Below are 24,262 nucleotides of genomic sequence, written 5' to 3'. Positions count from 1 at the left end.
CCGAAATCGGTCTGGCCTTTGCCGTCTGCCCAGGTTAGATTGCGCGGGTCACTTTGCCGGAACGCAAGCAACGGGTGCAGGCGTTTACGCGACAAGGAGTGCCGTTGACAACCGCCTTCACGCGTTTGACATTGGGTTTCCAAGCTTTGTTGGAACGCCGGTGCGAGTGAGAGACCTTGATGCCGAAGGTCACGCCTTTGCCACAGATATCGCATTTTGCCATCTATCTGCACCTCCCTACAATAAGAACATTCTAGAAGTCAACGAATGTATTTTAACAGAATCTGCATCCAAAAGCAAGCCCCAATTTCAAAAAACGCCGGGGACCGCTATTGTTTTTTGGGCGGCAAACCGATATAATAGACAGCATCGGGCCGGGTGCGCCCCCGCGGGACGGGGCCGCGTGCCCGGCAATTTGAAAGATCGGAAAGGGGAACACCCACCTCATGCAACAGCTTCTCGTGACGGTCATCGTCCGGGTCATCGCCCTCTTCACCGTCATCCCGGTGCACGAGTTCGGCCATGCCCTGGTCTCCTATAAGCTGGGGGACCCCACGGCCAAGAACCAGGGCCGCCTCACCCTCAACCCCATCGCCCACCTGGACCCCCTGGGCAGCCTCTGCATGCTGCTCACCGGCATCGGCTGGGGCAAGACCCCCATCAACCCCTACTTCTACCGCAACCAGAAAAAGGGGCTGGCCCTCACCGCCCTGGCGGGGCCGATGGCCAACGTCCTGCTGGCCCTGGTGCTCATCGCCCTGGTAAAGGTGATGAGCCTTGTCGCCCTGCTGGTGCCCGCCCTGCTGGGCTCGGCCTTCTACCTCTTCCTCATCCAGATGCTGGGGCTCATCGCCCAGATCAACATCTCCATCGCCGTCATCAACCTGCTGCCGGTGCCCCCCTTCGACGGGTTTCGCATCCTGGCCTTTTTCGTGCCCGCCCACGTCACCTACAAGCTGCAGGAGTACCAGACCTACATCTCCCTGGCGGTGCTGATGCTGTTGCTGCTGGGCTTTTTGGACTGGCCCATCCAGTTCCTCACCGGCTTCATCTACAAGGGGCTGGGCTTCCTCACCGGCTTTATCGACCTGATCGCCCGGGCCATCGTCTGACGCGACCGACCATTTTGAGAGAGGAGGGGGACAGCAGGTGGCCGAAGTCAACTTTACCCTGCCGCAATTCGAGGGGCCGCTGGAGCTGCTCCTCCACCTGATTTCCAAGCACAAGTTGGATCTCTACGACATCAACATCGCCGAGCTGGTCAACCAGTACACCGCCTATATGGAGCGGGCCGAGCAGTTGGACATGGAGCTCACCGGCGACTTTTTGGAGATGGCCTCCCGCCTGGTCTACATGAAGACGGTCCTCCTCCTCCCCCGCCACGAGGAGGAGCGGGAGCAGCTCAAGGCCGAGCTGCAGGGCCAGCTCATCGAGTACCAGATCTGCCGGCAGATCGCCGGGGAGCTGCGGCAGCAGTACGACCCCCTGGCCCACTTTGTGCGCAACCAACTGCCCGCCCCCAAAGACCTGCTCTACACCCGCCGCCACCAGCCCGAGGAGCTGCTCTCGGCCCTGGTGGCCCTGCGGGGGAAGATCCTGCGCAAGCAGGCGCCCCCCAAGTCCAGCTTTTCGGGGATCGTGGCCAAGCGGGTGGTCTCGGTCTCCTCCCGCATCGTCTTTGTGCTGCGGCGGCTGACCAAGTCGGCGGGGCTGCGGCTGCAGACCCTCTTTGGGCGCCAGTACGAAAAGACCGAGAACGTGGCCACCTTTCTGGCGGTGCTGGAACTCATCAAGGGCGGCCGCATCGCCCTGGACGACGAGAGCGGCGCCATCACCCTGAGGGGAAAGAAGAGATAGGGAGGGGAGACCCCAATGGACATCAACCACGCCAAGGGGGCGGTGGAGGCGGTCTTGTTCGCCTACGCCGAGCCCCTCAGCCCCAAAAAGCTCTCCGAAATTTTGGAGATCGAGGTTTCCACCGTCAAAAACGTGTGCAAACTCATACAGGACGACTGCGAGCGGCCCGGCAGCGGGCTGGCCCTCCTTCAACTGGGGGAGGGCTACCAGCTGGCCACCAAGAAGGCCTATTCCGAGGAGGTCAAGCGCGCCCTGGACGTCAAGCGCAACACCCCCCTCTCCCAGGCGGCCTTCGAGGTGCTGGCCATCATCGCCTACAACCAGCCGGTGACCCGCTCCTTCATTGAACAGGTGCGGGGGATCGACAGCTCCTCCACCGTGGTCAACCTGGTGGAGAAGGGGCTGGTGGCCGAACAGGGGCGGCTGGACCTGCCCGGCCGGCCCATGGCCTACAAGACCACCGACAACTTTCTGCGCTGTTTCGGCCTGCGCTCCCTGGAGGACCTGCCCCAGGTGGAGCGGTTTGCCGAACTGGCCGCCGAGGAGTCGGCGGAAGGGACGGAGGAAACGGAGGAGTCGGAGGAGTCGGCCGAGGGCTGACGCGCCGCCCCCGCAAGGGGGCGAACATCACCCGGGCGGGGTGCGGTGACCGGCCGTTGCGGCCGCCGTCCGCGGAAAAGGGGAGAGGAGGGAACGTGCCATGGTGTGGGTGTGGATCGGGCGGATCCTCCTGGGCCTTCTCCTGCTGTTGGCGGTTTTGCTGCTCATCCCTCTAAAAATCCAGGTGGAGATCGGCCTGGAGGAGCAGCGGGCCACCCTCCGCTACCTCTTTTTGCGCTTCCCCGTCTACCCCTTCAAGGATGCCGAGGAGGCCGAACAGGCCGAGGCGGACGAGGTGCGGGCCGCCGAGGGAAAGGGCAAGAAGAAGGGGAAGGGCGGGAAGAAGACCCCCCTCTCCCAGCAGCTTGGGCTGGTGATGGACATCCTCCGCTCCACCCTTTCGGGGCTGCGTTTTTTGACCCGGCACATCCACCTGCGCCACTTTGACCTGCGGCTGCGGGTGGGGGACGACGAGCCCCACGAGACGGCCGTCCTCTACGGCCAGGTGGGGGGGATCGTCCACGCCTGCCTGGGGCTGGTGGCCAACACCTTTGACTGCCGGTTTGACCGGGTGCAGGTGGAGCCCAACTTCTCCGAACCGGAATTTTTTTTGGATTTGTCCTTCCAAATCGGGGCGCTACCGATTATACTATTGATAACGGCGGGAATAGTCGCCGTCAAATTGCTCCAAAATAGAGGTGTCAAGGCCCCGGACAAGCCGGGCGCAAAGGAAGATAAAGGCGGTGCACACAAATGAGCGAACATCCCATTCAAGGCCTCATTGATACGGCGATGAACAAAATCAAAGAGATGATCGACGGCAACACCATCATCGGCGAGCCCATCCCGGTGGGGGAGAGCGGGGTCATCATCCCGGTCTCCAAGGTCTCCCTCGGCTTTGCCTCGGGGGGGAGCGACTTCCCCACCAAGACCCCCAAGCAGGTCTTCGGCGGGGCCAGCGGGGCGGGCCTCTCGGTCTCCCCGGTGGGCTTTTTGGTGGTCAACGGCGACGACGTGCGGCTGTTGGAGTTCACCAAGAAGTCGGACACCACCGCCGACCGGCTGGTGAACATGGTCCCCGGCGTGGTGGACCGGGTCTCGGGCATCGTCTCCAAGGCTGCCGCCAAGAAAGAGGGCGGCAAGGGCGGGCCGCAGCCGGAAAAGGGCGCCCCTGACCCCACCCCCATGGAGGGGGAGCTGCGCTTCCCCGAGTTTTGAGCGGCGGCGCACCCGCAAAAGAGAGCAAAAAGGGACAGGCCATTAGGCCTGTCCCTTTTTTTGCCGCCCGGCTGGAGCTAGCGGTCTCCCTCGCCGTTGAGGGGATCGCGGGGGCACTTTTCCTCCCCCTCCAACTCGGGCATCCGGTCTTTGGCCAGGGGGACGTCGGAGAGCTCGCTGTAAGACTGGACCGCGGCCCCGGTGATGGGGGGCGTGGGGGTCAGCCCGGTGGTCTCGGTGCTGGAGGCCACCCCCAGCATGTCAAAATAGAGCGCCTCGTCGTCCTCCGGGTCGACCGGCCACTGGTTTTGGCGCGGATCGTTCACGGTTGATTCCTCCCTCTTTCAAAAGTAAAAAGCGGATCATGGGTGCAGAGATAGTCTTCCCGCAAATCGGCCCCGAGTTGCGCCCGGCGACAAAAATTTGAAATGGCGGCCGGGCAGTCATGGCGGGGCGGCCCTCCGCATAGGATTTTTTGAATGGGCAGGTGGTTTTTTTGAAGAGAAGAGAGACAGCGGCAAAACCGGACAGACGGCCCCGGAGGGGGGCGAGCTGGGAGCGGGCTTGGGACCGCCAGGCCGCCCGCCGGGGGGTGGCCCTGCTGTTGGCGGGGCTCCTCCTCTTCGCCTTTGGGGGGGAGGCGAGGGGGGCCGAAGGGGAAAAGGGGGCGGGGGACCCGGTCCTCCCCAAGGTGGAGGCCGACGCCTACATCCTCATGAGCGCCGACACCGGCGAGGTGTTTGCGGGCAAAGACATCCACGCCCAGCTCCCCATGGCCAGCACCACCAAAATCATGACCGGGCTGCTGGCGGCCGAAAGCAGGCCGCTGGACCAGCTCTACACCGTCTCGGCTGAGGACGTGAACACCGAGGGGAGCATGCTGGGTCTCAAGGCGGGGGACCAGCTGACCCTGCGGGACCTGATGACCGGGATGCTCCTCAAATCGGGCAACGACGCGGCGGCCTGCGTGGCCTCGGTGGTGGCGGGGGACCAGTTTGTGGAGCGGATGAACGAGAAGGCGGCCCAGTTGGGGATGGCGGATACCCACTTTGCAAACCCCTCGGGGCTGCCGGACGACGCGCACTACTCCAGCGCCTACGACATGGCCATCCTGGCGCGGGCGGCCCTGCAAAACCCCGACTTTGCCGCCATCTGCGGGAGCTCGGAGGCGGCCATCGCCGTCAGCGGCACCCGCTGGCACCTGCGCAACTCCAACCGCCTCCTGCGGGAGATGGAGGGGGCGGTGGGGATGAAGACCGGCTTTACCAAAAAGGCCGGCCGCTGCCTGGTCTCGGCCGCCACCCGGGACGGGGCGACCCTCATCTGCGTCACCCTGCACTGCTACGACGACTGGCGGGTGCACAAGGACTTGATGGATTACGGCTTCGGCACCGGCGACCGGCAGCCCACCGACCCCACCTACGTGGCCACCCTGGACGTGGTCGGGGGGACGGCGGAGACGGTGTCGGTGCGGGTGGAGAGCGACCTGGAAGAGCTCCTCCTGAAAGACGGCAGCGCCCTGAAAAAGACGGTCAACCTGCCCCCCTTCCTCTACGCCCCGGTGGCGGAGGGCCAGGTGGTGGGGGAGATCCTCTACACCGCGGGGGAGGGGGAGGCCCCGCGGGTGGAGATCGTCGCCTCCCAGGGGGTGGCGGCCAAGGAGACCCCCAAAAAGGGCTTTTGGCAGTGGCTGCTGGGCCTCTTTCAAAAAAAGGACCGGTGAAATATTTTATTTTCCGCCATTTTCCGTTCTAAAATACACTGCCAGCATCTTGTATAAATTGTTGTTTTATGCTAAAATATGTCGAAAGAAAACGGTGTAGAGGAGGAGACGGAAGATGAAGTGCGAGAATTGCGGCGCAGAGATGGGCGAGGCCACCGTCTGCAAGTTCTGCGGCCATACCGCGCCGCAGAAGGAAACGGTGCAGAACGTGACCATCAACTACTACGGGACGGCGCCGGGGGCGGAAGTGGTCCCGCCAGTGGTCGCTCCAGTGGTGCAGCCGGTCTATCAGCCGGTGGCGCAGCAGGTGAGCGACAAAAGCAAGGTGGTGGCCATCGTCATCTGGCTGATTTTTGGCCTCTTTGGGGGGCACCAGTTCTACGCCGGCAAGATGAAGATGGGGCTGATCTATTTCTTCACCGCCGGGCTTTTCAGCATCGGCTGGCTGGTGGACGGCATCAGCCTTTTCGCCGGCACCTTTAAAGATCAACACGGCTATCCCATCAAAAATTGAGGGGGCGGCAGGGGGGACGCCCCTGCCGGGAGAGGGTCCCCCCTCCCAGGCGGCGGCTGGGGGAGCATTCAAAGGGGCGTTTGCCGGCGGCTGTCGGCACTTCTCTGCCCAAAAAGGGGGGAGGGCGTTTTTCGCCCTCCCCCCTCTGGCGCTTGAGCGGCCGACCCCCTGCTTCTACCGGGGGCAAACGGCGCTGGCGGAAGGCCTCCTGAATGGAGAGGAATGCGCAAAGAGAAAGACGATCTCTGAATAGAGGCGGTGCGGACCGGCATTCTCGATTGCCAGTTTGCCGGCGGCCGCGCGTCCGGCGCAACCATTCCCCGGGCCCCTTATACACACCTAGATGTGTATTAGAGACCGGAGTAAGCTCGGACGAGCGGCGTGTAGGGCACGAGTGTATATCTAGGCGGCTGCCGGAGCCATCACAGAACAACATGGGCGGCCGGCGACGCGGGCTCCACGACACCCACGCGCCCGGCCTTTGTGGGGGAGGCAAGGGGTCTCGTGGAGTGCCGTTGACCTGCCTCTTATAGACGTCTGGATGTGTATAAGAGACGTCCCCTGGGCCGCGCGTCTGGCGCAATCATCCCTTGGGCCGCGCGTCTGGCGCAATCATCCCCTGAGCCGTGCGCCCGGTGCAACCGTCTCTTGAGCCGTGCGCCGGTGCGACTCCCTTTTGAGGCCGATGTCGCCCACCTGTTTTGCCGGCGGTTTTGGCTGTGGGTGAAATGGGCCCGCGGGGTGCAAAACCGGGCGTTTTGTGCTATCATAGACCCTGAAAAAGGACAGAGGGGGAGATGTGTGTGAAGTGTGACAACTGCGGCGCGGAGATCGGGCTGGACGGGGTCTGCAAATTTTGCGGCACGGTGCTGCCCCCGCGGGAGCCGGTCGCGCCCCCGCCGGTGGCGCCTGGCTGGGGGGCACCACCGCCCAGGCCGGTGTTTTCGATCCCGCAGCCCCGCGTGCCGGTGCAGCAGCCGGTGCAGGCGGCAAGCCCCAAGAGCAGGTGGGTGGCCATCCTTCTCTGGCTGCTGCTGGGCTACCTGGGGGCGCACCAGTTTTACGCCGGCAAGGTGGGGATGGGGATCCTCTACCTGTTCACCTTCGGCCTGTGCGGCATCGGCTGGGTCATCGACGGGGTCAGCCTTTTCGCCGGCAGCTTTCGGGACCGGTACGGCCTTCCCATCCGGGTGTAGGGGGCCAAAGGGGAGCGGGCGCTCGGGACGGCAGGTCCCCGGCGCCCGCTCTTTTTTGTCCCGGCAAAGGGGGGAGACAGCGCAAAGGGGGGAGACAGCGCAAAGGGGGGATCTGGGCGCAGACATTTTACAAAAGGGCGTGGTGCTGCGGCCAAAAACATGGTAAAATACAAATGTATGGCCAAAGGAGGATATTATGCCTAGAGATACACGACTGCAAAAAGCCATGTCCCAGTGGGGCGTCTGCTCCCGGCGCAAGGCCGAGGAGTACATTCAGCGCGGCCGGGTGAAGGTCAACGGCCACCCCGCCCGCCTGGGGGACAAGATCGACCCCCGCAAAGACCTGGTCACCCTGGATGGGGAGCGGGTGAACGGCGCCCCCAAAGCCGAGTACCAGTACCTGATGCTGCACAAGCCCCGGGGCTATGTCACCACCCTGCAGGACGAGCAGGGCCGCCGCTGCGTGGCCGATTTGATGGCCGGGGTGGGGGAGCGGGTCTACCCCATCGGCCGGCTGGACAAAAATTCCGAGGGGCTGCTGCTCTTCACCAGCGACGGCGCCTTCGCCAACCTGATGATGCACCCCAGCAAAAAGGTCTCCAAGACCTACCGGGTCACCGTCCGCCCCGACGCGTCCGACGAGCAGATCGTCGCCATGAGCGACGGCGTCTACATCGACGGGCGCAAGACCGCCCCCGCCACCATCCGGGTGCTGGACAAGCAGCCCGGCCGCTGTGTGCTGGAGTTCGTCATCCGCGAGGGGCGCAACCGCCAGATCCGCAAGATGTGCGAGGAGGTGGGGCTGGAGGTCGCCCGCCTCAAGCGCACCGCCTTCGGCCCCCTCAAGCTGGGGATGCTCAAGCCCGGCACCTACCGCCCCCTCACCAAACAGGAGGTGGCGGCCCTGCGGGGGGCGGCCGGCCTGAGCGGCCCGGGGGAGAAAAAGTGATCCGCATCCAGCGGACGGGGGAGCGCTTTGCCGCCGCCGAAGGGGGGCGGACGCTCGCCTCCTGCGATTTTTTCCTGCGGGGGAACACCGTCTTGCTGGGGGCCCCCGCCTATGCCGAACTGCCGGTGGCCGACGGGGTCTTTCGCGCCTGTCTGGACTACTTCGAGCGCCGGGGCTACCTGGACTACGGCCCCGCCGACGAGGCGGCGGCCGCCGCCTTTGCCGCCCTGGGCTACACCGTCTGCCGGGTGGGGGAGACCGGGGGCATCGCCGCCTTCTTCGAGACCTGCAAAAACTGTAAAAACTGACGGGTGGCACCTTGTTATTTTTTCGGCAATGCTGTATACTGTATTTGATTTTGCTATTCACTGCTACTTGATATAAAAGAAATGGAGGAACAACGATGAGTCCAAAAAGCAGACTGGAAATTCTCTCAGAGCAAAGCGGCAAATTGGACAGGGAGTCGGTGGCCTATGCGCGGCTGGACCGGCTCTTTGACGAGGGCAGCTTTGTCGAGCTGGACGCCTTTGCCAAGGCGGGCTGTGAGAGCGCGGGCGTGGTCACCGGGTACGGCATGGTAAACGGCGGCTCGGTCTTCGCCTTCTCGCAGGACAGCTCGGTCGCGGGCGGCGCCGTCTCGGCCGCCACCGGCGCCAAGATCGCCAAGGTGTACGAGATGGCCGCCAAGGTGGGGGTGCCCGTGGTGGGCATCTACGACTCCAAGGGCGCCTGCATCGCCGAGAACAGCGAGGTGCTCGCCGCCTACGGGGAGATGCTGCAGCGCTCGGCCGCCCTCTCGGGTGTGGTCCCCCAGATCGCGGTCATCGCCGGGGTCTGCGCCGGCACTTCTGCCCTGATGGCCGCCAACGCCGACCTGGTCATCATGGCCAAAGACGCCGAGTTTTTCCTGACTGCTCCCTTTGTCTCCAGCGCCGCCGGCGACAAGGTCGAGGGCGCCGGCAAGGCCGAGGCCGCCGTGCGCAGCGGGGTGGTGCAGCTGGTGGCCGAGGACGACATGGCCGCCGTCGAGGAGGCCAAGAAGATCGTCTCCATGCTGCCCCTCAACAACCTCTCCGAGGCCCCCTACTGCGAGTACGACGAGCCCGCTGCCGCCGAGAAGCTGCGGGCCGCCTGCGAGGACCTGTCCTCCTACGACGCCAAAGAGGTCATCGAGAGCATCTTTGACGAGGGGAACGTCACCTTCTTGGAGAACGCCCCCAACGCCGTGACCGCCCTGGCCACCCTGGCCGGACAGGCCGTGGGCGTGGTGGCCACCGTGGGCGGCGACCAGCGGCTGTGCAAGGGCGCCAGCGCCCGCATCGCCCGCTTTGTCTCCATCTGCGACAGCTTCGCCATCCCGGTCATCACCCTGCTCAACTGCAAGGGCTTTAAAGAGAGCTCCTCCGACGAGCTGGCCGGCGGCATCCGCGACGCGGCCCGCCTGGCCCACGTCTACGCCGAGGCCACCTGCCCGAAGATCGCCGTCATCACCGGCGAGGCCTACGGCGCCGCCTATGTGGCCCTGGCCGGCAAAAACGCCTCCGCCGACCTGACCGTCGCCTGGCCCTCCGCCGTCATCTCCACCCTGGCCCCCGAGGCCGCGGTGAACATCCTCTGCGGCGAGGAGATCAAGGCGGCCGCCGACCCGGTGGCCGAGCGGGCCGCCAGAGTGCAGGCCTACATCGACACCACCGCCTCCGCCTTTGAGGCGGCGGCAAAGGGTCACGTGGACTGCGTGATCGACCCGGCCGAGACCCGCGCCACCCTGATCCGCGCCGCCGAGATGCTGGCGGGCAAGCGGGTCGCCAAACTGCCCAAAAAACATGGCAACATGCCGCTGTAACAACATAGAGGAGGAGTATCACCATGAAAAGATTTAACATAACTGTCAACGGCACCGCTTACGACGTGGCTGTGGAAGAGCTGGCCGCCGGCGCCGCCCCCGTGGCTGCCCCCGCTCCCGCTCCGGCCCCTTATACACCTCTAGATGTGTATACGAGCAACCTCCCCCTACGAAACATCGGCATCCTCATCCCTGTCCCTTATACACATCTAGATGTGTATAAGAGACACATCCTCGACATCAAGGTCGCCGCCGGCGACGCCGTCAAGAAGGGCGACGTGCTGGCCATCCTGGAAGCCATGAAGATGGAGAACGAGATCATGTGCCCGCAGGACGGCACCGTCGCCTCCATCAACGTGCAGAAGGGCGACTCGGTCAACTCCAACGATTTGATTATGACCCTCCAGTAAAGCATACCTGGAAGGAGAAAGAGGTACTGGTTTATGGCTAAGATTGGAATTACAGAAACCGTATTGCGCGACGCACACCAGTCCCTGTTTGCCACCCGGATGACCATGGACGACATGTTGCCGATTTTGGGCGAGATGGACAAAGTGGGCTACCATTCGGTGGAAGCTTGGGGCGGCGCCACCTTCGACGCCTGCATCCGCTTTTTGGACGAAGACCCCTGGGACAGACTGCGCACCATTAAAAAACACATGCCCAACACCCCCATCCAGATGCTCTACCGGGGGCAGAACTGCCTGGGCTACCGCCACTACGCCGACGACGTGGTGGAGTACTTCGTCGAGAAGTCGGTGGCCAACGGCATCGACGTCATCCGCATCTTTGACGCCCTCAACGATATCCGCAACCTGCAGGCGTCCATCCGCGCCACCAAGCGCCAGAACGCCCACCTGCAGGCCTGCATCTCCTACACCACCTCCCCGGTGCACAACATCCCCTACTTTGTGCAGTACGCCAAGGAGCTGGAGAACGAGGGCGCCGACTCCATCTGCATCAAGGACATGGCGGGCCTGTTGACCCCCTACACCGTCTTTGATCTGGTGAAGGCCCTGAAGGAGAACGTGAAGATCCCCATTCAGCTGCACTCCCACTACACCTCCGGCCTGGCCTCCATGGTGCTGCTCAAGGGCATCGAGGCGGGCGCCGACGTGATCGACACCGCCATCTCCCCCCTGGCGCTGGGCACCTCTCACGCCCCCACCGAGTCGATGGTGGCCGCCCTGGCCGGGACCGAGTACGACACCGGTCTGGACCTGAACCAGCTCAACAAGGTGCGGGAGTACTTTGCCAAGATCCGCACCAAGTACATCGAAAACGGGATGATCTCGCCCAAGGTCCTGGGCGTGGACGCCAACACCCTGCTCTACCAGGTGCCCGGCGGCATGATCTCCAACCTCATCAGCCAGCTGAAACAGGCCGGCAAAGAGGACAAATTTGAAGAGGTGCTGCAGGAGATCCCCCGCGTCCGCAAAGACGCCGGCTATCCCCCGCTGGTCACCCCCACCTCGCAGATCGTCGGCACCCAGGCGGTGTTCAATGTCATCGGCGGGGAGCGCTACAAGATGGTCACCAAGGAGTTCAAGGGCCTGGTGCGCGGCGAATACGGCCGCACCCCGGTGGAGATCGAGCCCGATTTCGTCAAGAAGATCATCGGCGACGACGAGCGGATCACCTGCCGCCCCGCCGACCTGATCGAGCCCGAGCTGGATAAGCTGCGGGCCGAGTGCGCCGACTACATGCAGCAGGAAGAGGACGTGCTGACCTACGCCCAGTTCGGCCAGGTCGCGGTCAAGTTCTTCGAGAACCGCCGCAACAAACAGCTGCACATCGACGGCGAGCACGTGGACACCCAGAACAAGGTCCACCCCCTGTAAGCAGAGCGCGCAAAGGGCGCAGCCCTTGCCGTCGATCGGTATGAAAGACAGCCGGAAGGTAACGAGCCTTCCGGCTGTCTTTTTTTGTCGTTTTCGCGCCCCGGATCCCCCGACTCTGCCGGGGGTGTCAAATTGCTCCCGCGAAAGATTTCCCGAAAGGAGGGGGCGCAGAAGGCGCAAAAAGAAGGGCAGGTTCTGGGGCTGAGAGGTGTCCTCGATTGCCGGTTTGGCGGTGGCGTGGGTGTTATGAAAAGATATTCGATGCCCCCGAGGGGCCGGGCCCAGATGAGGCCCTTTTGGGATCGGTGCGGATCGCCCGTTTCAGCGGTGATTTTGTCTGGAAGGGGGAAATCTGCAATGCAAGGGGAAGGGAAGGGCCGGTAAATCCCCGCTGAGAAAGGGCAGTCTGTAGGTTCACTCGGCTGCACACAAGCCTCTCTCCGCACCTGACTGGCGCACCGGGGTGTCAACCGACACACCGGCGCGTTGGAGGGGGGAGGCCGCTTTGCTCTGCACCCGCTGTTCGAGGCGGCGGGGACGTTTTTTCGCACCGCTTGTAAAGCCAACCTTCTTCCACCCGGCAGCAAAACGGCCCGGGTGCTGGGCAGGGGTGAGGCCGACCGGCAAAGCCTTTCTGAAAAAGGCCGGTCTGCAGGTTTGACCCGGCACGTGCAAGCCTCCCTTCTGCACTTGGCCAGTGTACTGAGATGCCAGCCAGCAGTGGCGGTGGATGTAAACCGTCTTGCTCCGTCCTTACTGTCTAAGTCGGTGGCAGAAAGTGTTTCCTTGTGCCACCTGTAAACCCAAGCTCCTCCCGCCCGGCGGCAAACCGGCCCGGGTGCTGGGCAGGGAGACCAATCGGCAAAACCCTGCTGAAAAAGGGCGGTCTGCGGGTTTGCCCCGCCGCGTGCAAGTCCCTCTCTGCCCCCTCGCTCAGCGCCCCAGAGCGCCGCCAAGTGGCGCTGTCTCCCCCTTTCCTTGTCGGCCGCCCGCGGGCGGCCATTCTTTTTTTGTGGAGAGCTCCGTCCACAGGAGAGTGGCAGGGCGGCGGAGGAGAAAACAAATTTGCGAGAAAACTGCAGATTGGCGGAGAAAACGGCCCAAAATAGAAGGGGTGCGGTTGACAGTGACCGCCCCAAAATAGTAAAATAGATAAAAATAGGGGCGGCCCAAATGAGAGCCGGACGCCCCCGCCCGCCAGGGGACAGGAGTCCCCGGCGGCGCGCCACAAAACCGCCCCTTTTAGGGCGGCGATAGGGAGTAAAACAGGCGCCTGCGGGCCGCCGCCAGGCGGAGCCACGCGGGCTGTTTTGTGCCGGTGAAACAATGAGAAGAGGGGCGAATGGATGGTTCGGAGCATGACCGGGTACGGCCGCAGCCAGCAGCAGCTGGGCGGCTACGACATCCTGCTGGAAATCAGGAGCGTCAACCACCGCTACTTTGAGTTCTCCTGCAAGACGCCGCGGATGTACGGCTATCTGGAGGACAGGCTGAAGGCCTTTGTGCAGGAGAGGGTCTCCCGCGGCAAAATTCAGGTCAACCTCTACCTGCAGCGGCTCGACGGGGGGGACGAGGTCATCGCCGTCAACCGGGCGGTGGCCCAGGGCTATTTGCAGGCCCTGCGGGAGGTGCGCGCTGAGCTGGATGTGGACGACGACATCGCCCTATCCGACATCGCCCGGCTGCCCGATGTCTTTGCCGTCCGCCGCGCGCAGGAGGACCCCGAGGCCGTCTGGTCCCTGGTCGCCCAGGTGGCCGAGGCCGCGGTGGACGAGTTTCTCGCCATGCGGGCCGCCGAGGGGGAGCGGATGAAGGACGACATCCTCGCCCGCGCTCAGGCGGTGCTCAGCTATGTGGCCAAAATCGAGGCCGCCGCCCCCCAGACGGTGAGCGCCTACCGGGACAGGCTCTATGCCAAGTTGCAGGAGCTGCTGGGCGACCGCCAGATCGACGAGGGGCGGCTGCTCACCGAGGCGGCCCTCTTTGCCGACAAGGTGGCCACCGACGAGGAGACGGTGCGGCTGCGCAGCCACGTGGCCTCGCTGGAAGAGATCCTGGCCGGGGGTGAGGCGGTGGGCCGCAAGCTGGATTTCCTGGTACAGGAGTTCAACCGCGAGGCCAACACCATCGGCTCCAAGTGCCCCGACGTGGCCATCAGCAAGCTGGTGGTGGAGATGAAGTCGGAGATCGAGAAGATGCGCGAACAGGTGCAGAATATTGAGTAAGCGGCCCCAGGCCGGAAAGGAATCGCTATGAAACTGATCAACATCGGCTTTGGCAACATGGTGTCGGCCAACCGGCTCATCGCCATTGTCAGCCCGGAGAGCGCCCCCATCAAGCGGATCATCCAGGACGCCCGGGACAAGGGCCTGCTCATCGACGCCACCTACGGGCGGCGGACGAGGGCGGTCATCGTCACCGACAGCGACCACGTCATCCTCTCGGCCGTGCAGCCCGAGACCATCGGCAACCGGCTGGACAAGGGGGAGGACCTGCTGGAGGAGGATGAAGATGAATAATCGCGGGATCCTGTTTGTCCTCTCCGGCCCCTCGGGCAGCGGCAAGGGCACGGCCATCAAAGAGCTGATGGGCCGCCGCCCACTGAAACTGTCGGTCTCGGCCACCACCCGCGCCCCTCGCCCCGGCGAGGTGGACGGAGTGCAGTACTACTTCTTGAGCAAAGAGGAGTTCGAGCGGCGGATCGCCGACGGCGAGATGCTGGAATACGTCAACTACTGCGGCAACTACTACGGCACCCCCAAGGCGCCGGTGGAGGAGAGCCTGGCCGCCGGCCAGGACGTGCTGCTGGAAATCGAGGTCACCGGGGCCAAAAACATCCGCACCCTGGCGCCCGAGGCGACGCTGCTCTTCGTCATCCCCCCCAGCATGAAGGAGCTGCGCCGCCGGCTGGAGGGCCGCGGCACCGAGGACGCCGCCACCATCGAGCGGCGGCTGGCGGTGGCCAAAGAGGAATTGCGGCAGTACGGCCTGTACGACTACGTGGTGCTCAACGACACCGTCGAGAGCTGCGCCGACCAAATCGAGACCATTATGGAAGCGCAGAAGCGCGCCTCCCGCTACATGGGACAAATTATGGAAAGAGTGATGGAAGAATGTTAAGACCCGCACTGAGTGAACTGCTGAAACCCAACCAGAGCTATTACATGCTGGTGGTGGCCGTGGCCAAGCGCGCCCGGGAGATCGTGGAGGAGGCCGCCGAGGAGGAGCGCATCCTGGTGGAAAAGCCGGTGAAGCTGGCGGTGATGGAGTTTGCCAACAATGTCTGCTCCATCCGGGACGACGGCAGAAACGACTGACAGGCGCCCCCGCACAGCGGGCGGCGCGCAGGAGGGATGAATGATGGACCTGACCGGCAAGAAAATTTTACTGGGGATCACCGGCGGCATCGCCGCCTACAAGATGGCCAACGTGGCCTCGGCCCTCACCAAGGAGGGGGCCGAGGTCCACGTCCTCATGAGCGAGAACGCCACCCAGTTCATCACCCCCCTCACCTTTGAGACCCTCACCCGGCGCAAGGCCTATGTCGACACCTTCGACCGGGTCTTTTCCTGGGATGTCAAGCACATCTCCCTCACCGAGGGGGCCGACCTCTTCGCCGTGGCCCCGGCCACCGCCAACTTCATCGCCAAGGCGGCCTGCGGCCTGGCCGACGACATGCTCACCACCACCTTTTTGGCCGCCACCTGCCCCAAGCTGGTGGCCCCGGCCATGAACGTGAACATGTACGAAAACCCCGCCACCCAGCAAAACATCGAGACCCTGCGCCGGCGGGGGATGCTGATCGTCGAGCCGGACAGCGGCTACCTGGCCTGCGGGGTCACCGCCAAGGGGCGGCTGCCCGAGCCCCCGGCCCTGGTGGAGGCCATCCACCGCATCCTCTTCCCCCCCAAGCGGGATCTGGAGGGGGTGCGGCTGCTGGTGACCGCCGGCCCCACCCGGGAGTATTTGGACCCGGTGCGCTTTCTCAGCAACCGCTCCACCGGGAAGATGGGCTATGCCATCGCCGCCGCGGCCCAGCGCCGGGGGGCGGTGGTGACCCTGGTCACCGGCAAGGTGTCCCTGGCTCCCCCCGAGGGGGTGGAGACGGTCCCCGTCGAGTCGGCGGAGGAGATGTACCGGGCGGTGATGGACCGGCTGGACGGGCAGGACATGGTGGTCAAGGCGGCGGCGGTGGCCGACTTCACCCCGGCCCAGACGGCGGAGGACAAGCTGAAAAAGGACCAGTTGGACGGCCGCATCGAACTGGTGCGCACCAAGGACATCCTGGCGGCGGTGGGGGAGCGCGCCCGCCCCGACCAGGTGATCTGCGGCTTCTCGATGGAGACGAGGGATCTGGTGGAGAATTCGTCCAAGAAACTCGCCTCCAAGCGCGCCGACATGATCGTGGCCAACAACCTCAAGCAGCCCGGCGCCGGGTTCGAGGTGGACACCAACGTGGCGACCCTCCTCACCAAAAAGGGGGCGGAGGAGCTGCCCCTGCTGCAAAAGGGGGAGTTGGCCGACCGGCTGCTGGACCGGCTGCTCGCCCTCTGGCAGGCCAAGCGGGGCGAGCACTAGAGCTGTGCGGGGGCACGGCGGAGCGGCTTTGGAATCCGTGACCGCGGGCGGCCGGCGCGCCTGTCCCCAAGATGGAAAATAGAAGAGAGGAGGCGGCTTTGTCTGTGCCCGAAACGGTTGCGAAAATAGCGGTGGACAATGCCGCCTTTTACTTTGACAAACCCTTTAGCTACAAGATCCCCCCCGCCTTGCGGGAGGAGGTCGCCCCCGGGGCGCGGGTCACCGTCCCTTTTGGGCGGGGGAACAAGCGCCGCAGCGGCCTGGTGCTGGAACTCTGCCAGGAGGAGGACACCTCCCGCTGCAAGGAGATCGCCAGCGTCTACGACCGGGAACTCTGCGAAAATGAAGAGCTCTTCAAGCTGGTTTTCTACCTGCGGGAGACCACCTTCTGCACCTACTACGACGCGGCCAAGGCCATCCTCCCGGCGGGGGTGGGGATCACCATCAAGGAGTATTTCCTCCTGCGCGAGGAGCTGCTGCCTCCCGCCCTCACCCCCCGGCAGCAGTCGGCGGTGGAGGCCCTGCGCGCCCGCCGGGGGCGGCTCCTCTGCGCCGATTTGCTGGCGGCGACCGGCTGGAAGCCGGACGCCAGGGAGCTGCGGGAGCTGCTGGAGTGCGGCGCCCTGGAGCGGGACTACCAGAACCGCCGCCGCTACGGCGGGGACCAGATCACGTGGGCCAAGGCCATTCCCTTTACAGGTAAGCTGACCCCCAAGCAGAAGGCGGTCTACGACTGGCTCTGCACCAGGGAGGAGGGGGCCACCTTGAAAGAGCTGCTCTACCAGACCGGGGTGGGGCGGACGGTGGTGGACAACCTGAAAAAGAAGGGGGCCCTGGCCCTCTTTGAGCAGGAGAGCTACCGCGAGGTCTTCGACGTGGCCGGGCGGGAGGACCCGGGCGGGGTGGTGTTGACCCCGGCCCAGGCGGCGGTCTACGACCCCCTGTCGGCGGCCATGGCGAAACGGGCCTACGGCTGCTCGCTCCTCTACGGGGTCACCGGCTCGGGCAAGACCCTGGTCTTCATCAAGCTGATCGAAAACGCCCTGCGCCTGGGCAAACAGGCAATTTTGCTGGTGCCGGAAATCGCCCTCACCCCCCAGGTCATCACCCGCTTCAAGACCCTCTTTGGGGAGCGGGTGGCGGTCCTGCACAGCGGCCTCTCGGTGGGGGAGCGGGCCAGCGAGTACCGGCGGATCAAGGAGGGGAAGGCCGACATCGTCATCGGCACCCGCTCGGCGGTCTTCGCCCCCCTGCGAAACATCGGCATCATCATCCTGGACGAGGAGCAGGAGGGGAGCTACCACTCCGACTCCTCCCCCAAGTACCACGCCCGGGACGTGGCCCGCTTTCGCGCCAAATACCACGCCGCGCAGTTGGTGTTGGCCTCCGCCACCCCCAGCGTGCTGACCTTCAGCGCCGCCAAGCGGGGGGAGATCGCCCTCTACCAACTGCCGGAGCGGTACTCCGGCAACGCCCTGCCCCAGGTGGAGCTGGTGGACATGAAGGCGGAGCTGGCCTCGGGTAACACCTTTGAGATATCCCGCCCCCTGGCCCGGCAGATCCAACTGGCCGTGGGCGCGGGGCACCAGGTGATCTTGCTCATCAACCGCCGGGGGTACAACACCACCGCCGTCTGTTCGAGCTGCGGGGCGGTGGCCCGCTGCAAGCACTGCGACATCCCCCTGACCTACCACCGGCAAAACGGGCGGCTGGTCTGCCACTACTGCGGTTACTCGGTGGAGCTGACCGGCCGCTGCGACAACTGCGGCGACAGCCACCTGCGGCTGTTGGGGGCCGGCACCCAGAAGGTGGAGGACCAGTTGGAACTCCTCTTCCCCGAGGCGCGCATCCTGCGCATGGACACCGACACCACCGTCAGCAAGGACTCCCACCGCGCCTTTTTACAGGCCTTTGCCGGGGGGGAGTACGACATCCTGGTGGGCACCCAGATGGTGGCCAAGGGGCTGGACTTCCCCAACGTCACCCTGGTGGGGGTGCTGGGGATCGATCACGTGCTGGGCGGCCAGAGCTACCGCAGCTTTGAGCGCTGCTTCTCCCTGGTGACCCAGGTGGTGGGCCGGGGCGGCCGGGGCGCCCAGTCGGGGCGGGCGGTCATCCAGACTTTCGACCCCCAAAACCGGGTGCTGGGCCTGGCCTCCCGCCAGGACTACGACGCCTTTTTTGCCGAGGAGATGCAGGCCCGCAAGTACCTGCTCTACCCGCCCTTTTGCGACCTCTGCCTGATCGGCCTCACCGGGGCCAAGCGGGAGCGGTGCATCGAGGCGGGCCGGGCGCTGATGGAGATCTTGCAGCGGCTGGCCCAGGGCAACTACCGGGGAGTGCCCCTGCGGCTGATGGGCCCCACCCCCTTTTTGGTGGAGCGCGTCAGCGACAAGTACCGCTACAAGATCATCGTCAAGTGCAAGAACAACCGCACCTTCCGCGCCCTGCTGCGGGAGGCCATCGCCGCCCTGGCCCAGCAGGTTTCCCTGCGGGATGTGGCGGTGGGGGTAGATTTTCACCCCGACAATGAGATATAATAGACGCGATAAGGCAATTTTCGCCCGTTTGCCCCTTCGGGGCCGGGGCGTCCACAGACTGTGCGATAGAGAAGGAGCAGGTAGACCATGGCAATGCGCAACATCGTGACCAAGGAGCAGGAGCTTCTGCGAAAGAAGAGCCGCCCGGTGGAGAAGTTTGACGAGAAACTGGCCCAACTGGTGGAGGACATGATCGAGACCATGAACGAGGCCGACGGGGTCGGCCTGGCCGCCCCCCAGGTGGGGCTTCTGCGCCGGGTGGTGGTCATCGACGTGGGGGAGGGGCCGATGGAGCTCATCAACCCCGAGATCCTCTCCCGCGAGGGGGAGGAGGAGGCGGTGGAGGGCTGTCTCTCCTTCCCGGGGGAGTTCGGCTTTGTCACCCGCCCCTACAAGGTGAAAGTCCGCTACCAGGACCGCACCGGCCAGGTGCTGGAAAAGGAGGGGGAAGACCTCTTCGCCCGCTGCGTCTGCCACGAACTCGACCACCTGGACGGGGTGCTGTTTGTGGACAAGGCCAGCCAGATCCTCACCAAGGAAGAGCTGGCCGAACTCATCGCCCAGCAAGAAGGGGAGGAGGGGGAGCAGTAGCCCCCCTCCCGCGAAAGGCGGTTTGCAGATGGACATCGTATTTATGGGGACCCCCGACTTTGCCGAACAGAGTCTGCGGGCCCTGCTGGAACAGGGCTTTTCGGTCAAGGCCGTCTACACCCAGACCGACAAGCCGGTGGGCCGCAAGCGGGTGCTGACCCCGCCCCCGGTCAAGGTGCTGGCCCAGCGCCACGGCATCCCGGTCTACCAGCCCAAGAGCCTGCGCCGGCCCGAGGTGCAGGAGGAACTGCGCGCCCTGGCCCCCGACTTGATCGTGGTGGTGGCCTACGGCAAGATCCTCCCCAAGGAGGTCATCGACCTGCCCCCCCTGGGCTGCGTCAACGTCCACGGCTCCCTGCTGCCCCGCTACCGGGGGGCCGCCCCCATCCAGTGGGCGGTCATCAACGGGGAGAAGGAGACCGGCGTCACCACCATGTATATGGATGAAGGGGTGGACACCGGGGACATCATCCTCCAGTCCACCACCCCCATCGGCCAGGAGGAGACCTCCGGCGAGCTCTTTGACCGGCTGGCCGCCCAGGGGGCGGAGCTGCTGGTGGAGACCTTGCGCCTGGTGGAGCGGGGCGAGGCCCCCCGCCGGGCGCAGGAGGGGGAGTCTTGCTACGCCTCCATGCTCGACAAGGAGCTGGCCGAACTGGATTTCACCGCCCCCGCCCAGGCGGTGCACGACCGGGTGCGGGGTCTAAACCCCTGGCCGGTGGCCTATACTTTTTTCGGCGGCAAGAAGTGCAAGGTCTTTTCCTGTGAGGTGGTCCCCGGCCCCTTTGCGGCGCCCCCCGGCTGCGCGGTGGCTGACGGCTCCCTCTGTATCGCCTGCGGCGACGGCAGCGGGGTGCGGCTGAAAGAAGTCCTCTTGGAGGGCGGCAAGCGCACCACCGAGGCCGACTTTCTGCGCGGCCACCCGGTCAAGGCGGGGGACCGCTTCGCCGGCTGACCGCTTCGCCGACTGACCCGACCTTGCCCTCACCCTCATCCTTGCCCCGGGAAGGAGAATTTGCAGATGCCCTTTTTTCTAATTGACCGATACTACCTGTTGTTGGTGGTGCCCGCCCTCCTGGTGACCCTCTGGGCCCAGGTGCGGGTCAAGTCCACCTTTGCCAAGTACAGCCACGTCTTTTCCCGCCGGGGCTTTACCGGCAAGGACGCGGCCCTCTACATCCTGCGGCAAAACGGGGTGACGGGCGTCTCGGTGAGCGAGACCGGCGGCCACCTCAGCGACCACTACGACCCCCGGGCGGGGGTGATCCGCCTCTCGGGGGAAGTCTACTCCGGCACCTCGGTGGCCTCCATCGGGGTGGCCGCTCACGAGGCGGGGCACGCCCTCCAACACGCCCAGGGGTATTTCCCCCTCACCCTGCGAAACGCCATCATCCCCATCACCAACATCGGTTCCACCCTCTCGGGGCCCCTCATCCTGCTGGGCTTCATCATGGGGATGGGGCCGCTGGTGGACGTGGGGATCCTGCTGTTTTCCCTGGTGGTGGTCTTTCAATTGGTGACCCTGCCGGTGGAGTTCAACGCCAGCCACCGGGCCGTCGCCATCCTCGGCGACGCCGGGCTGCTGGAGGGGGAGGAGCTCACCGGCGCCAAGCGGGTGTTGAGCGCCGCCGCCCTCACCTATGTGGGCAGCCTGCTGGTCTCCCTGGCCAACCTGCTGCGATTGATCTTGCTTTTCGGACGGAGGAACAATGACTGACAGACAGACGAGTGAGCGGCTGGTGGCCGCCAAGGCCCTCTGCCGGGTGGAGACCGGCGGCTACGCCGGCGCGGTGCTGGACCAGGCCCTGGAGCAGAGCGGGCTGGAACCCCGGCAGCGGGCCCTGGCCACCCGGCTGGTCTACGGGGTCACCAGCTGCAAATACCGGCTGGACGAGGCCGTTGACCGGCTCTGCGGGGGGCGGCCCCTCTCGGTGCAGGTGCGCACCATCCTCCGCCTGGGGCTCTACCAGCTGGCCTTCTGCGACGGCATCCCCGCCAGCGCCGCCGTCAACGAGACGGTGAAGCTGGCCGGCCCCCTGCGCCAAATCGGGGCCACCGGGCTCTGCAACGCCGTGCTGCGCCGCTTCCTGCGGGAGGGGAAACCCCTCTACGAGGGGGAGGACCTGTCGGTGCGCTATTCGGTGGAACCCTGGATCGCAAAGCTCTGGCAAAAGCGCTACGGCGGCGACACCTGCCGGGCCCTGCTGGAGGCCTTTGCGGGCGAGTTCCCCACCTTTGTGCGGGTCAACACTCAAAAGACCACCGCCCCGGCCCTGCTGGCCCGCTGGCGGGCGGCGGGGATCCCCGCCGCCGAGACCGGGTGTGAAAACGCCCTGCGGCTGGAGGCGGCGGGCCGGGTGCCCGACCTGCCCGGCTTTGCCGAGGGGCTCTTTCACGTGCAGGACCTCTCCTCCCAGTACTGCGCCCTGGCCCTGGGCGCCAAGCCGGGGGAGCGGGTGATCGACTTCTGCGCCGCCCCAGGCGGCAAGAGTTTCACCCTGGCCCAGATGATGGGGGACAAAGGCGAGCTTCTCGCCTGCGACCTGCAGGGCTACAAGGCCGCCCTCATCGCCGAGGGGGCACAGCGCCTGGGGCTCTCCGCCGTGCGCGCCCAGGTGCACGATGCCCGGCAGCCCCTCCCGGGTGGGGAGGCGGACCGCATCCTCTGCGACGTGCCCTGCTCGGGGTTGGGGGTGATGGGCAAAAAGCCTGACCTGCGCTACAAGCGGCGCGACGAGGTGAAGGACCTGCCCAGCCTGCAGCTGGACATCCTCAAAAACGCCGCCGAACACCTGCGGGTGGGGGGCGAACTGGTCTACTCCACCTGCACCCTCAACCCGGCGGAGAACCAGGGGGTCTTCGGCAAATTCCTGCGGGACGACGGGCGGTTTGTCCGCGTCCCCATCGAACCGGCCTGCCCCGGCGCGGTGAAGGAGGAGGAGACCCTCACCCTCTTTCCCCACAAGACCGGGACCGACGGCTTCTTCATGGCCAAGTGCAGGCGAGTAAAATGAGCGGAGGAGAACGGCCAATGACAGACATCCGCAGCCTCTCCCAGGGGGAGTTGGAGGACCTTTTGACCCAGTGGGGGCAGCCCCGGTACCGGGCGGGCCAGCTCTTTGACTGGCTGCACAAAAAGGGGGCGGACTCCTTTTCGGAGATGAAAAACCTCCCCTCCGCCCTGCGGGAGCAGTTGGCGGGGGAGTGCTTCATCGCCACCGCCGCCGTGGAGCGCAGGCTGGTCTCCCAGCTCGACGGCACGGTGAAATACCTCTTTCGCCTGCGCGACGGCGAGATGGTGGAGGGGGTGGTGATGCGCTACAAGCACGGCCTCTCCATCTGCCTCTCCACCCAGGTGGGCTGCAAGATGGGCTGCTCCTTCTGCGCCTCCACTCTGGCGGGCTTTGTCCGCAGCCTCACCGCCGGGGAGATGCTGGCCCAGATCTACACCGCCTCCCGCGATTTGGGGGAGCGCATCGGCAACGTGGTGCTCATGGGCATCGGCGAGCCGCTGGACAACTACGAGCAGGTGCTGCGCTTCATCCGAAACGTCACCAGCCCCAAGGGGCTCGACCTCTCGCCCCGGCACATCACCCTCTCCACCTGCGGGCTCTGCGACCAGATCCGCCGGCTGGCCGACGAGCAGCTGCCCATCACCCTCTCCATCAGCCTGCACGCCCCCTTTGACGAGATGCGGGACCGGCTGATGCCGGTCAACCGGCGCTACAACATCGCCCAGCTGCTGGACGCCTGCCGCTACTACGCCGAAAAGACCGGGCGGCGGGTCTCCTTTGAATACACCCTCATCGCCGGGGTCAACGACACCCCGGCCTGCGCCGACCGGCTGGCCCAGCTCTGCCGGGGCTTTTTGAGCCACGTCAACCTGATCCCGGTCAACGCCGTGGAGGAGACCGGCTACACCCACGGCAGCGAGCGGGAGATCCGCGCCTTTCAGGAGCGGCTGGTCCGCCAGGGGGTCAACGCCACGGTGCGGCGGACCCTGGGGGCCGACATCTCCGCCGCCTGCGGCCAACTGCGCAGGCAAGAGCAGCACAATTAGGAGGAAAACACCATGTTGCGAATCGTATCGAATACCGACAAAGGGCTGGTGCGCGACCAAAACCAGGACGCGGCCAAGTCCGGCGCCCTGGCGGACGGGACCATCTGGTCCTGCGTCTGCGACGGGATGGGCGGCGCCGTGGGCGGCAACATCGCCAGCCGGGTGGTGGTGGACGCCTTCGCGGAGTCGGCGGGCTCCCTCTCGGGCGAGTACAGCGCCGAGACGGTGAAGAACTTCCTCATCGCCGCCGTCAACCGGGCCAACGCCCTGGTCTGCCAGCGCATCGAGGAGGACCCCTCCCTGGCGGGGATGGGGACCACCGTGGTGGCCTGCGTGGTCAAGAGCGGGTTTGCCCACATCGCCCACGTGGGGGACAGCCGGGCCTACAAGCTGGGGCCCGGGGGGATCGTCCAACTGACCAAGGACCACTCGATGGTGCAGGTGCTGGTGGAGCAGGGGCAGATCGCCCCGGAAGAGGCCAAGACCCACCCCAAGCGCAACATCATCACCCGGGCCGTCGGCATCTCCCGCAATGTGGATGTGGACTACGAGGAGGTCCCCTTGGAAGAGGGGGAGATGCTGCTGCTCTGCACCGACGGGGTCAGCGGCCCGCTGGAGGACGAAGAGATGCTGCAGATCGTGCGCGAGACGGACTTTTTCCAGGCCACCGCCGCCCTCGTCGAGGCGGCCAACGCCCGGGGCGGCAGCGACAACGCCACCGCCGTGCTCATCGGTTAAAGGGGGAGAGAAGA

General features: G+C 65.2%; 27 protein-coding genes. 25 read left to right on the top strand and 2 right to left on the bottom strand.

Annotated elements, in window-relative coordinates; translation table 11 throughout:
• Positions 1-34: 34 nt before the first annotated feature.
• A complete protein-coding gene (gene rpmB / locus BN3266_RS13325) occupies positions 35-223 on the bottom strand; it encodes a 50S ribosomal protein L28 (RefSeq protein ID WP_021660935.1) in 189 nt (62 codons plus the stop codon).
• 223 nt (positions 224-446) lie between these two features.
• On the opposite strand from rpmB, the gene BN3266_RS11380 reads away from it, so the two are divergent.
• The 5 genes from BN3266_RS11380 to ytfJ all read left to right on the top strand — a co-directional run bounded on the left by BN3266_RS11380 (position 447) and on the right by ytfJ (position 3,675).
• Positions 447-1,112 carry a site-2 protease family protein gene (locus BN3266_RS11380; RefSeq protein WP_059005222.1) on the top strand — a complete coding sequence of 222 codons (666 nt, stop codon included), beginning with the start codon at positions 447-449 and terminating at the stop codon, positions 1,110-1,112.
• Positions 1,113-1,149: 37 nt separating this feature from the next.
• Positions 1,150-1,857 carry a segregation and condensation protein A gene (locus tag BN3266_RS11375; RefSeq protein WP_059005221.1) on the top strand — a complete coding sequence of 236 codons (708 nt, stop codon included), beginning with the start codon at positions 1,150-1,152 and terminating at the stop codon, positions 1,855-1,857.
• A gap of 15 nt (positions 1,858-1,872) precedes the next feature.
• Positions 1,873-2,457, top strand: coding sequence for an SMC-Scp complex subunit ScpB (gene scpB / locus BN3266_RS11370; protein ID WP_059005220.1), 585 nt, complete (start codon positions 1,873-1,875; stop codon positions 2,455-2,457).
• Between the two features lie 100 nt (positions 2,458-2,557).
• The gene (locus tag BN3266_RS11365) at positions 2,558-3,214 is read left to right on the top strand and encodes a DUF2953 domain-containing protein (protein ID WP_021660940.1); all 657 of its coding nucleotides are present in this window, start codon (positions 2,558-2,560) and stop codon (positions 3,212-3,214) included.
• Positions 3,211-3,675, top strand: coding sequence for a GerW family sporulation protein (ytfJ, locus tag BN3266_RS11360; RefSeq protein WP_021660941.1), 465 nt, complete (start codon positions 3,211-3,213; stop codon positions 3,673-3,675). The genes BN3266_RS11365 and ytfJ overlap by 4 nt, the downstream gene beginning before the upstream one ends.
• 77 nt (positions 3,676-3,752) lie before the next feature.
• Here the strand turns inward: ytfJ and BN3266_RS11355 are convergent, their stop codons facing one another.
• Positions 3,753-4,001, bottom strand: a complete 249-nt coding sequence (locus BN3266_RS11355; RefSeq protein WP_021660942.1) for a hypothetical protein — start codon at positions 3,999-4,001, stop codon at positions 3,753-3,755.
• A gap of 170 nt (positions 4,002-4,171) precedes the next feature.
• On the opposite strand from BN3266_RS11355, the gene BN3266_RS11350 reads away from it, so the two are divergent.
• From BN3266_RS11350 to BN3266_RS11255, 20 genes are all read left to right on the top strand, one after another.
• Entirely contained in the window at positions 4,172-5,398 is a 1,227-nt protein-coding gene (locus BN3266_RS11350) for a D-alanyl-D-alanine carboxypeptidase family protein (protein ID WP_154669073.1), read from the top strand.
• Positions 5,399-5,513: 115 nt separating this feature from the next.
• Positions 5,514-5,912, top strand: a complete 399-nt coding sequence (locus BN3266_RS11345) for a TM2 domain-containing protein (RefSeq protein WP_059005218.1) — start codon at positions 5,514-5,516, stop codon at positions 5,910-5,912.
• 803 nt (positions 5,913-6,715) lie between these two features.
• Entirely contained in the window at positions 6,716-7,108 is a 393-nt protein-coding gene (locus BN3266_RS13630) for a TM2 domain-containing protein (RefSeq protein WP_242861769.1), read from the top strand.
• Positions 7,109-7,304: 196 nt separating this feature from the next.
• The gene (locus BN3266_RS11335) at positions 7,305-8,057 is read left to right on the top strand and encodes a pseudouridine synthase (protein ID WP_044993318.1); all 753 of its coding nucleotides are present in this window, start codon (positions 7,305-7,307) and stop codon (positions 8,055-8,057) included.
• A complete protein-coding gene (locus tag BN3266_RS11330; RefSeq protein WP_059005217.1) occupies positions 8,054-8,365 on the top strand; it encodes a hypothetical protein in 312 nt (103 codons plus the stop codon). Before BN3266_RS11335 ends, BN3266_RS11330 begins: the two co-directional genes overlap by 4 nt.
• Before the next feature lie 95 nt (positions 8,366-8,460).
• Entirely contained in the window at positions 8,461-9,900 is a 1,440-nt protein-coding gene (locus BN3266_RS11325; RefSeq protein WP_075109744.1) for an acyl-CoA carboxylase subunit beta, read from the top strand.
• A gap of 23 nt (positions 9,901-9,923) precedes the next feature.
• The gene (locus BN3266_RS11320) at positions 9,924-10,310 is read left to right on the top strand and encodes an acyl-CoA carboxylase biotin carboxyl carrier protein subunit (protein ID WP_059005215.1); all 387 of its coding nucleotides are present in this window, start codon (positions 9,924-9,926) and stop codon (positions 10,308-10,310) included.
• A gap of 33 nt (positions 10,311-10,343) precedes the next feature.
• Complete coding sequence (locus BN3266_RS11315) at positions 10,344-11,741, top strand: oxaloacetate decarboxylase subunit alpha (RefSeq protein WP_059005214.1); 1,398 nt, start codon at positions 10,344-10,346, stop codon at positions 11,739-11,741.
• Positions 11,742-13,087: 1,346 nt separating this feature from the next.
• Complete coding sequence (locus BN3266_RS11310; RefSeq protein ID WP_059005213.1) at positions 13,088-13,966, top strand: YicC/YloC family endoribonuclease; 879 nt, start codon at positions 13,088-13,090, stop codon at positions 13,964-13,966.
• Positions 13,967-13,987: 21 nt separating this feature from the next.
• Positions 13,988-14,260 carry an extracellular matrix/biofilm regulator RemA gene (gene remA / locus BN3266_RS11305; RefSeq protein ID WP_044992062.1) on the top strand — a complete coding sequence of 91 codons (273 nt, stop codon included), beginning with the start codon at positions 13,988-13,990 and terminating at the stop codon, positions 14,258-14,260.
• Positions 14,253-14,861 carry a guanylate kinase gene (gmk, locus tag BN3266_RS11300; protein WP_059005212.1) on the top strand — a complete coding sequence of 203 codons (609 nt, stop codon included), beginning with the start codon at positions 14,253-14,255 and terminating at the stop codon, positions 14,859-14,861. The genes remA and gmk overlap by 8 nt, the downstream gene beginning before the upstream one ends.
• Positions 14,855-15,058, top strand: coding sequence for a DNA-directed RNA polymerase subunit omega (locus BN3266_RS11295; protein ID WP_021658601.1), 204 nt, complete (start codon positions 14,855-14,857; stop codon positions 15,056-15,058). Before gmk ends, BN3266_RS11295 begins: the two co-directional genes overlap by 7 nt.
• A 43-nt stretch (positions 15,059-15,101) precedes the next feature.
• Positions 15,102-16,319 carry a bifunctional phosphopantothenoylcysteine decarboxylase/phosphopantothenate--cysteine ligase CoaBC gene (gene coaBC / locus BN3266_RS11290; protein ID WP_059005211.1) on the top strand — a complete coding sequence of 406 codons (1,218 nt, stop codon included), beginning with the start codon at positions 15,102-15,104 and terminating at the stop codon, positions 16,317-16,319.
• A gap of 104 nt (positions 16,320-16,423) precedes the next feature.
• Positions 16,424-18,859, top strand: a complete 2,436-nt coding sequence (gene priA / locus BN3266_RS11285) for a replication restart helicase PriA (RefSeq protein ID WP_195891624.1) — start codon at positions 16,424-16,426, stop codon at positions 18,857-18,859.
• Between the two features lie 87 nt (positions 18,860-18,946).
• A complete protein-coding gene (gene def / locus BN3266_RS11280) occupies positions 18,947-19,450 on the top strand; it encodes a peptide deformylase (RefSeq protein WP_021658604.1) in 504 nt (167 codons plus the stop codon).
• Between the two features lie 28 nt (positions 19,451-19,478).
• Complete coding sequence (fmt, locus tag BN3266_RS11275) at positions 19,479-20,405, top strand: methionyl-tRNA formyltransferase (protein WP_059005209.1); 927 nt, start codon at positions 19,479-19,481, stop codon at positions 20,403-20,405.
• 66 nt (positions 20,406-20,471) lie between these two features.
• Positions 20,472-21,167: a zinc metallopeptidase gene (locus BN3266_RS11270; protein ID WP_059005208.1), complete on the top strand. Its 696-nt coding sequence runs from the start codon at positions 20,472-20,474 to the stop codon at positions 21,165-21,167.
• Positions 21,160-22,464 (top strand): 16S rRNA (cytosine(967)-C(5))-methyltransferase RsmB, encoded by a 1,305-nt coding sequence (gene rsmB, locus BN3266_RS11265; RefSeq protein WP_075109742.1) that lies wholly within the window; start codon positions 21,160-21,162, stop codon positions 22,462-22,464. The genes BN3266_RS11270 and rsmB overlap by 8 nt, the downstream gene beginning before the upstream one ends.
• Before the next feature lie 17 nt (positions 22,465-22,481).
• On the top strand, positions 22,482-23,510 hold the full coding sequence (rlmN, locus tag BN3266_RS11260) for a dual-specificity RNA methyltransferase RlmN (RefSeq protein ID WP_059005206.1): 1,029 nt from the start codon (positions 22,482-22,484) through the stop codon (positions 23,508-23,510).
• A gap of 12 nt (positions 23,511-23,522) precedes the next feature.
• Positions 23,523-24,248 carry a Stp1/IreP family PP2C-type Ser/Thr phosphatase gene (locus tag BN3266_RS11255; protein WP_082671812.1) on the top strand — a complete coding sequence of 242 codons (726 nt, stop codon included), beginning with the start codon at positions 23,523-23,525 and terminating at the stop codon, positions 24,246-24,248.
• Positions 24,249-24,262: the final 14 nt, after the last annotated feature.

Source organism: Bittarella massiliensis (ex Durand et al. 2017) (assembly GCF_001486165.1).
Lineage (GTDB): Bacteria > Bacillota > Clostridia > Oscillospirales > Ruminococcaceae > Bittarella > Bittarella massiliensis.
The sequence above is the reverse complement of the archived record's forward strand: the minus strand, read 5'-3'. Positions and strand labels throughout refer to the sequence as shown.

Excerpts from the sequence above, each read along its gene's own strand:
- BN3266_RS11315 (WP_059005214.1), top strand. The coding sequence starts at position 10,344 with ATGGCTAAGATTGGAATTACAGAAACCGTATTGCGCGACGCACACCAG.
- rpmB (WP_021660935.1), bottom strand. The coding sequence starts at position 223 with ATGGCAAAATGCGATATCTGTGGCAAAGGCGTGACCTTCGGCATCAAG.
- def (WP_021658604.1), top strand. The coding sequence starts at position 18,947 with ATGGCAATGCGCAACATCGTGACCAAGGAGCAGGAGCTTCTGCGAAAG.
- BN3266_RS11295 (WP_021658601.1), top strand. The coding sequence starts at position 14,855 with ATGTTAAGACCCGCACTGAGTGAACTGCTGAAACCCAACCAGAGCTAT.
- BN3266_RS11365 (WP_021660940.1), top strand. The coding sequence starts at position 2,558 with ATGGTGTGGGTGTGGATCGGGCGGATCCTCCTGGGCCTTCTCCTGCTG.
- ytfJ (WP_021660941.1), top strand. The coding sequence starts at position 3,211 with ATGAGCGAACATCCCATTCAAGGCCTCATTGATACGGCGATGAACAAA.
- BN3266_RS11255 (WP_082671812.1), top strand. The coding sequence starts at position 23,523 with ATGTTGCGAATCGTATCGAATACCGACAAAGGGCTGGTGCGCGACCAA.
- BN3266_RS11335 (WP_044993318.1), top strand. The coding sequence starts at position 7,305 with ATGCCTAGAGATACACGACTGCAAAAAGCCATGTCCCAGTGGGGCGTC.
- BN3266_RS11380 (WP_059005222.1), top strand. The coding sequence starts at position 447 with ATGCAACAGCTTCTCGTGACGGTCATCGTCCGGGTCATCGCCCTCTTC.
- BN3266_RS11310 (WP_059005213.1), top strand. The coding sequence starts at position 13,088 with ATGGTTCGGAGCATGACCGGGTACGGCCGCAGCCAGCAGCAGCTGGGC.
- rsmB (WP_075109742.1), top strand. The coding sequence starts at position 21,160 with ATGACTGACAGACAGACGAGTGAGCGGCTGGTGGCCGCCAAGGCCCTC.
- BN3266_RS11270 (WP_059005208.1), top strand. The coding sequence starts at position 20,472 with ATGCCCTTTTTTCTAATTGACCGATACTACCTGTTGTTGGTGGTGCCC.
- gmk (WP_059005212.1), top strand. The coding sequence starts at position 14,253 with ATGAATAATCGCGGGATCCTGTTTGTCCTCTCCGGCCCCTCGGGCAGC.
- rlmN (WP_059005206.1), top strand. The coding sequence starts at position 22,482 with ATGACAGACATCCGCAGCCTCTCCCAGGGGGAGTTGGAGGACCTTTTG.
- BN3266_RS11345 (WP_059005218.1), top strand. The coding sequence starts at position 5,514 with ATGAAGTGCGAGAATTGCGGCGCAGAGATGGGCGAGGCCACCGTCTGC.
- BN3266_RS11320 (WP_059005215.1), top strand. The coding sequence starts at position 9,924 with ATGAAAAGATTTAACATAACTGTCAACGGCACCGCTTACGACGTGGCT.
- scpB (WP_059005220.1), top strand. The coding sequence starts at position 1,873 with ATGGACATCAACCACGCCAAGGGGGCGGTGGAGGCGGTCTTGTTCGCC.
- fmt (WP_059005209.1), top strand. The coding sequence starts at position 19,479 with ATGGACATCGTATTTATGGGGACCCCCGACTTTGCCGAACAGAGTCTG.
- coaBC (WP_059005211.1), top strand. The coding sequence starts at position 15,102 with ATGGACCTGACCGGCAAGAAAATTTTACTGGGGATCACCGGCGGCATC.
- BN3266_RS11325 (WP_075109744.1), top strand. The coding sequence starts at position 8,461 with ATGAGTCCAAAAAGCAGACTGGAAATTCTCTCAGAGCAAAGCGGCAAA.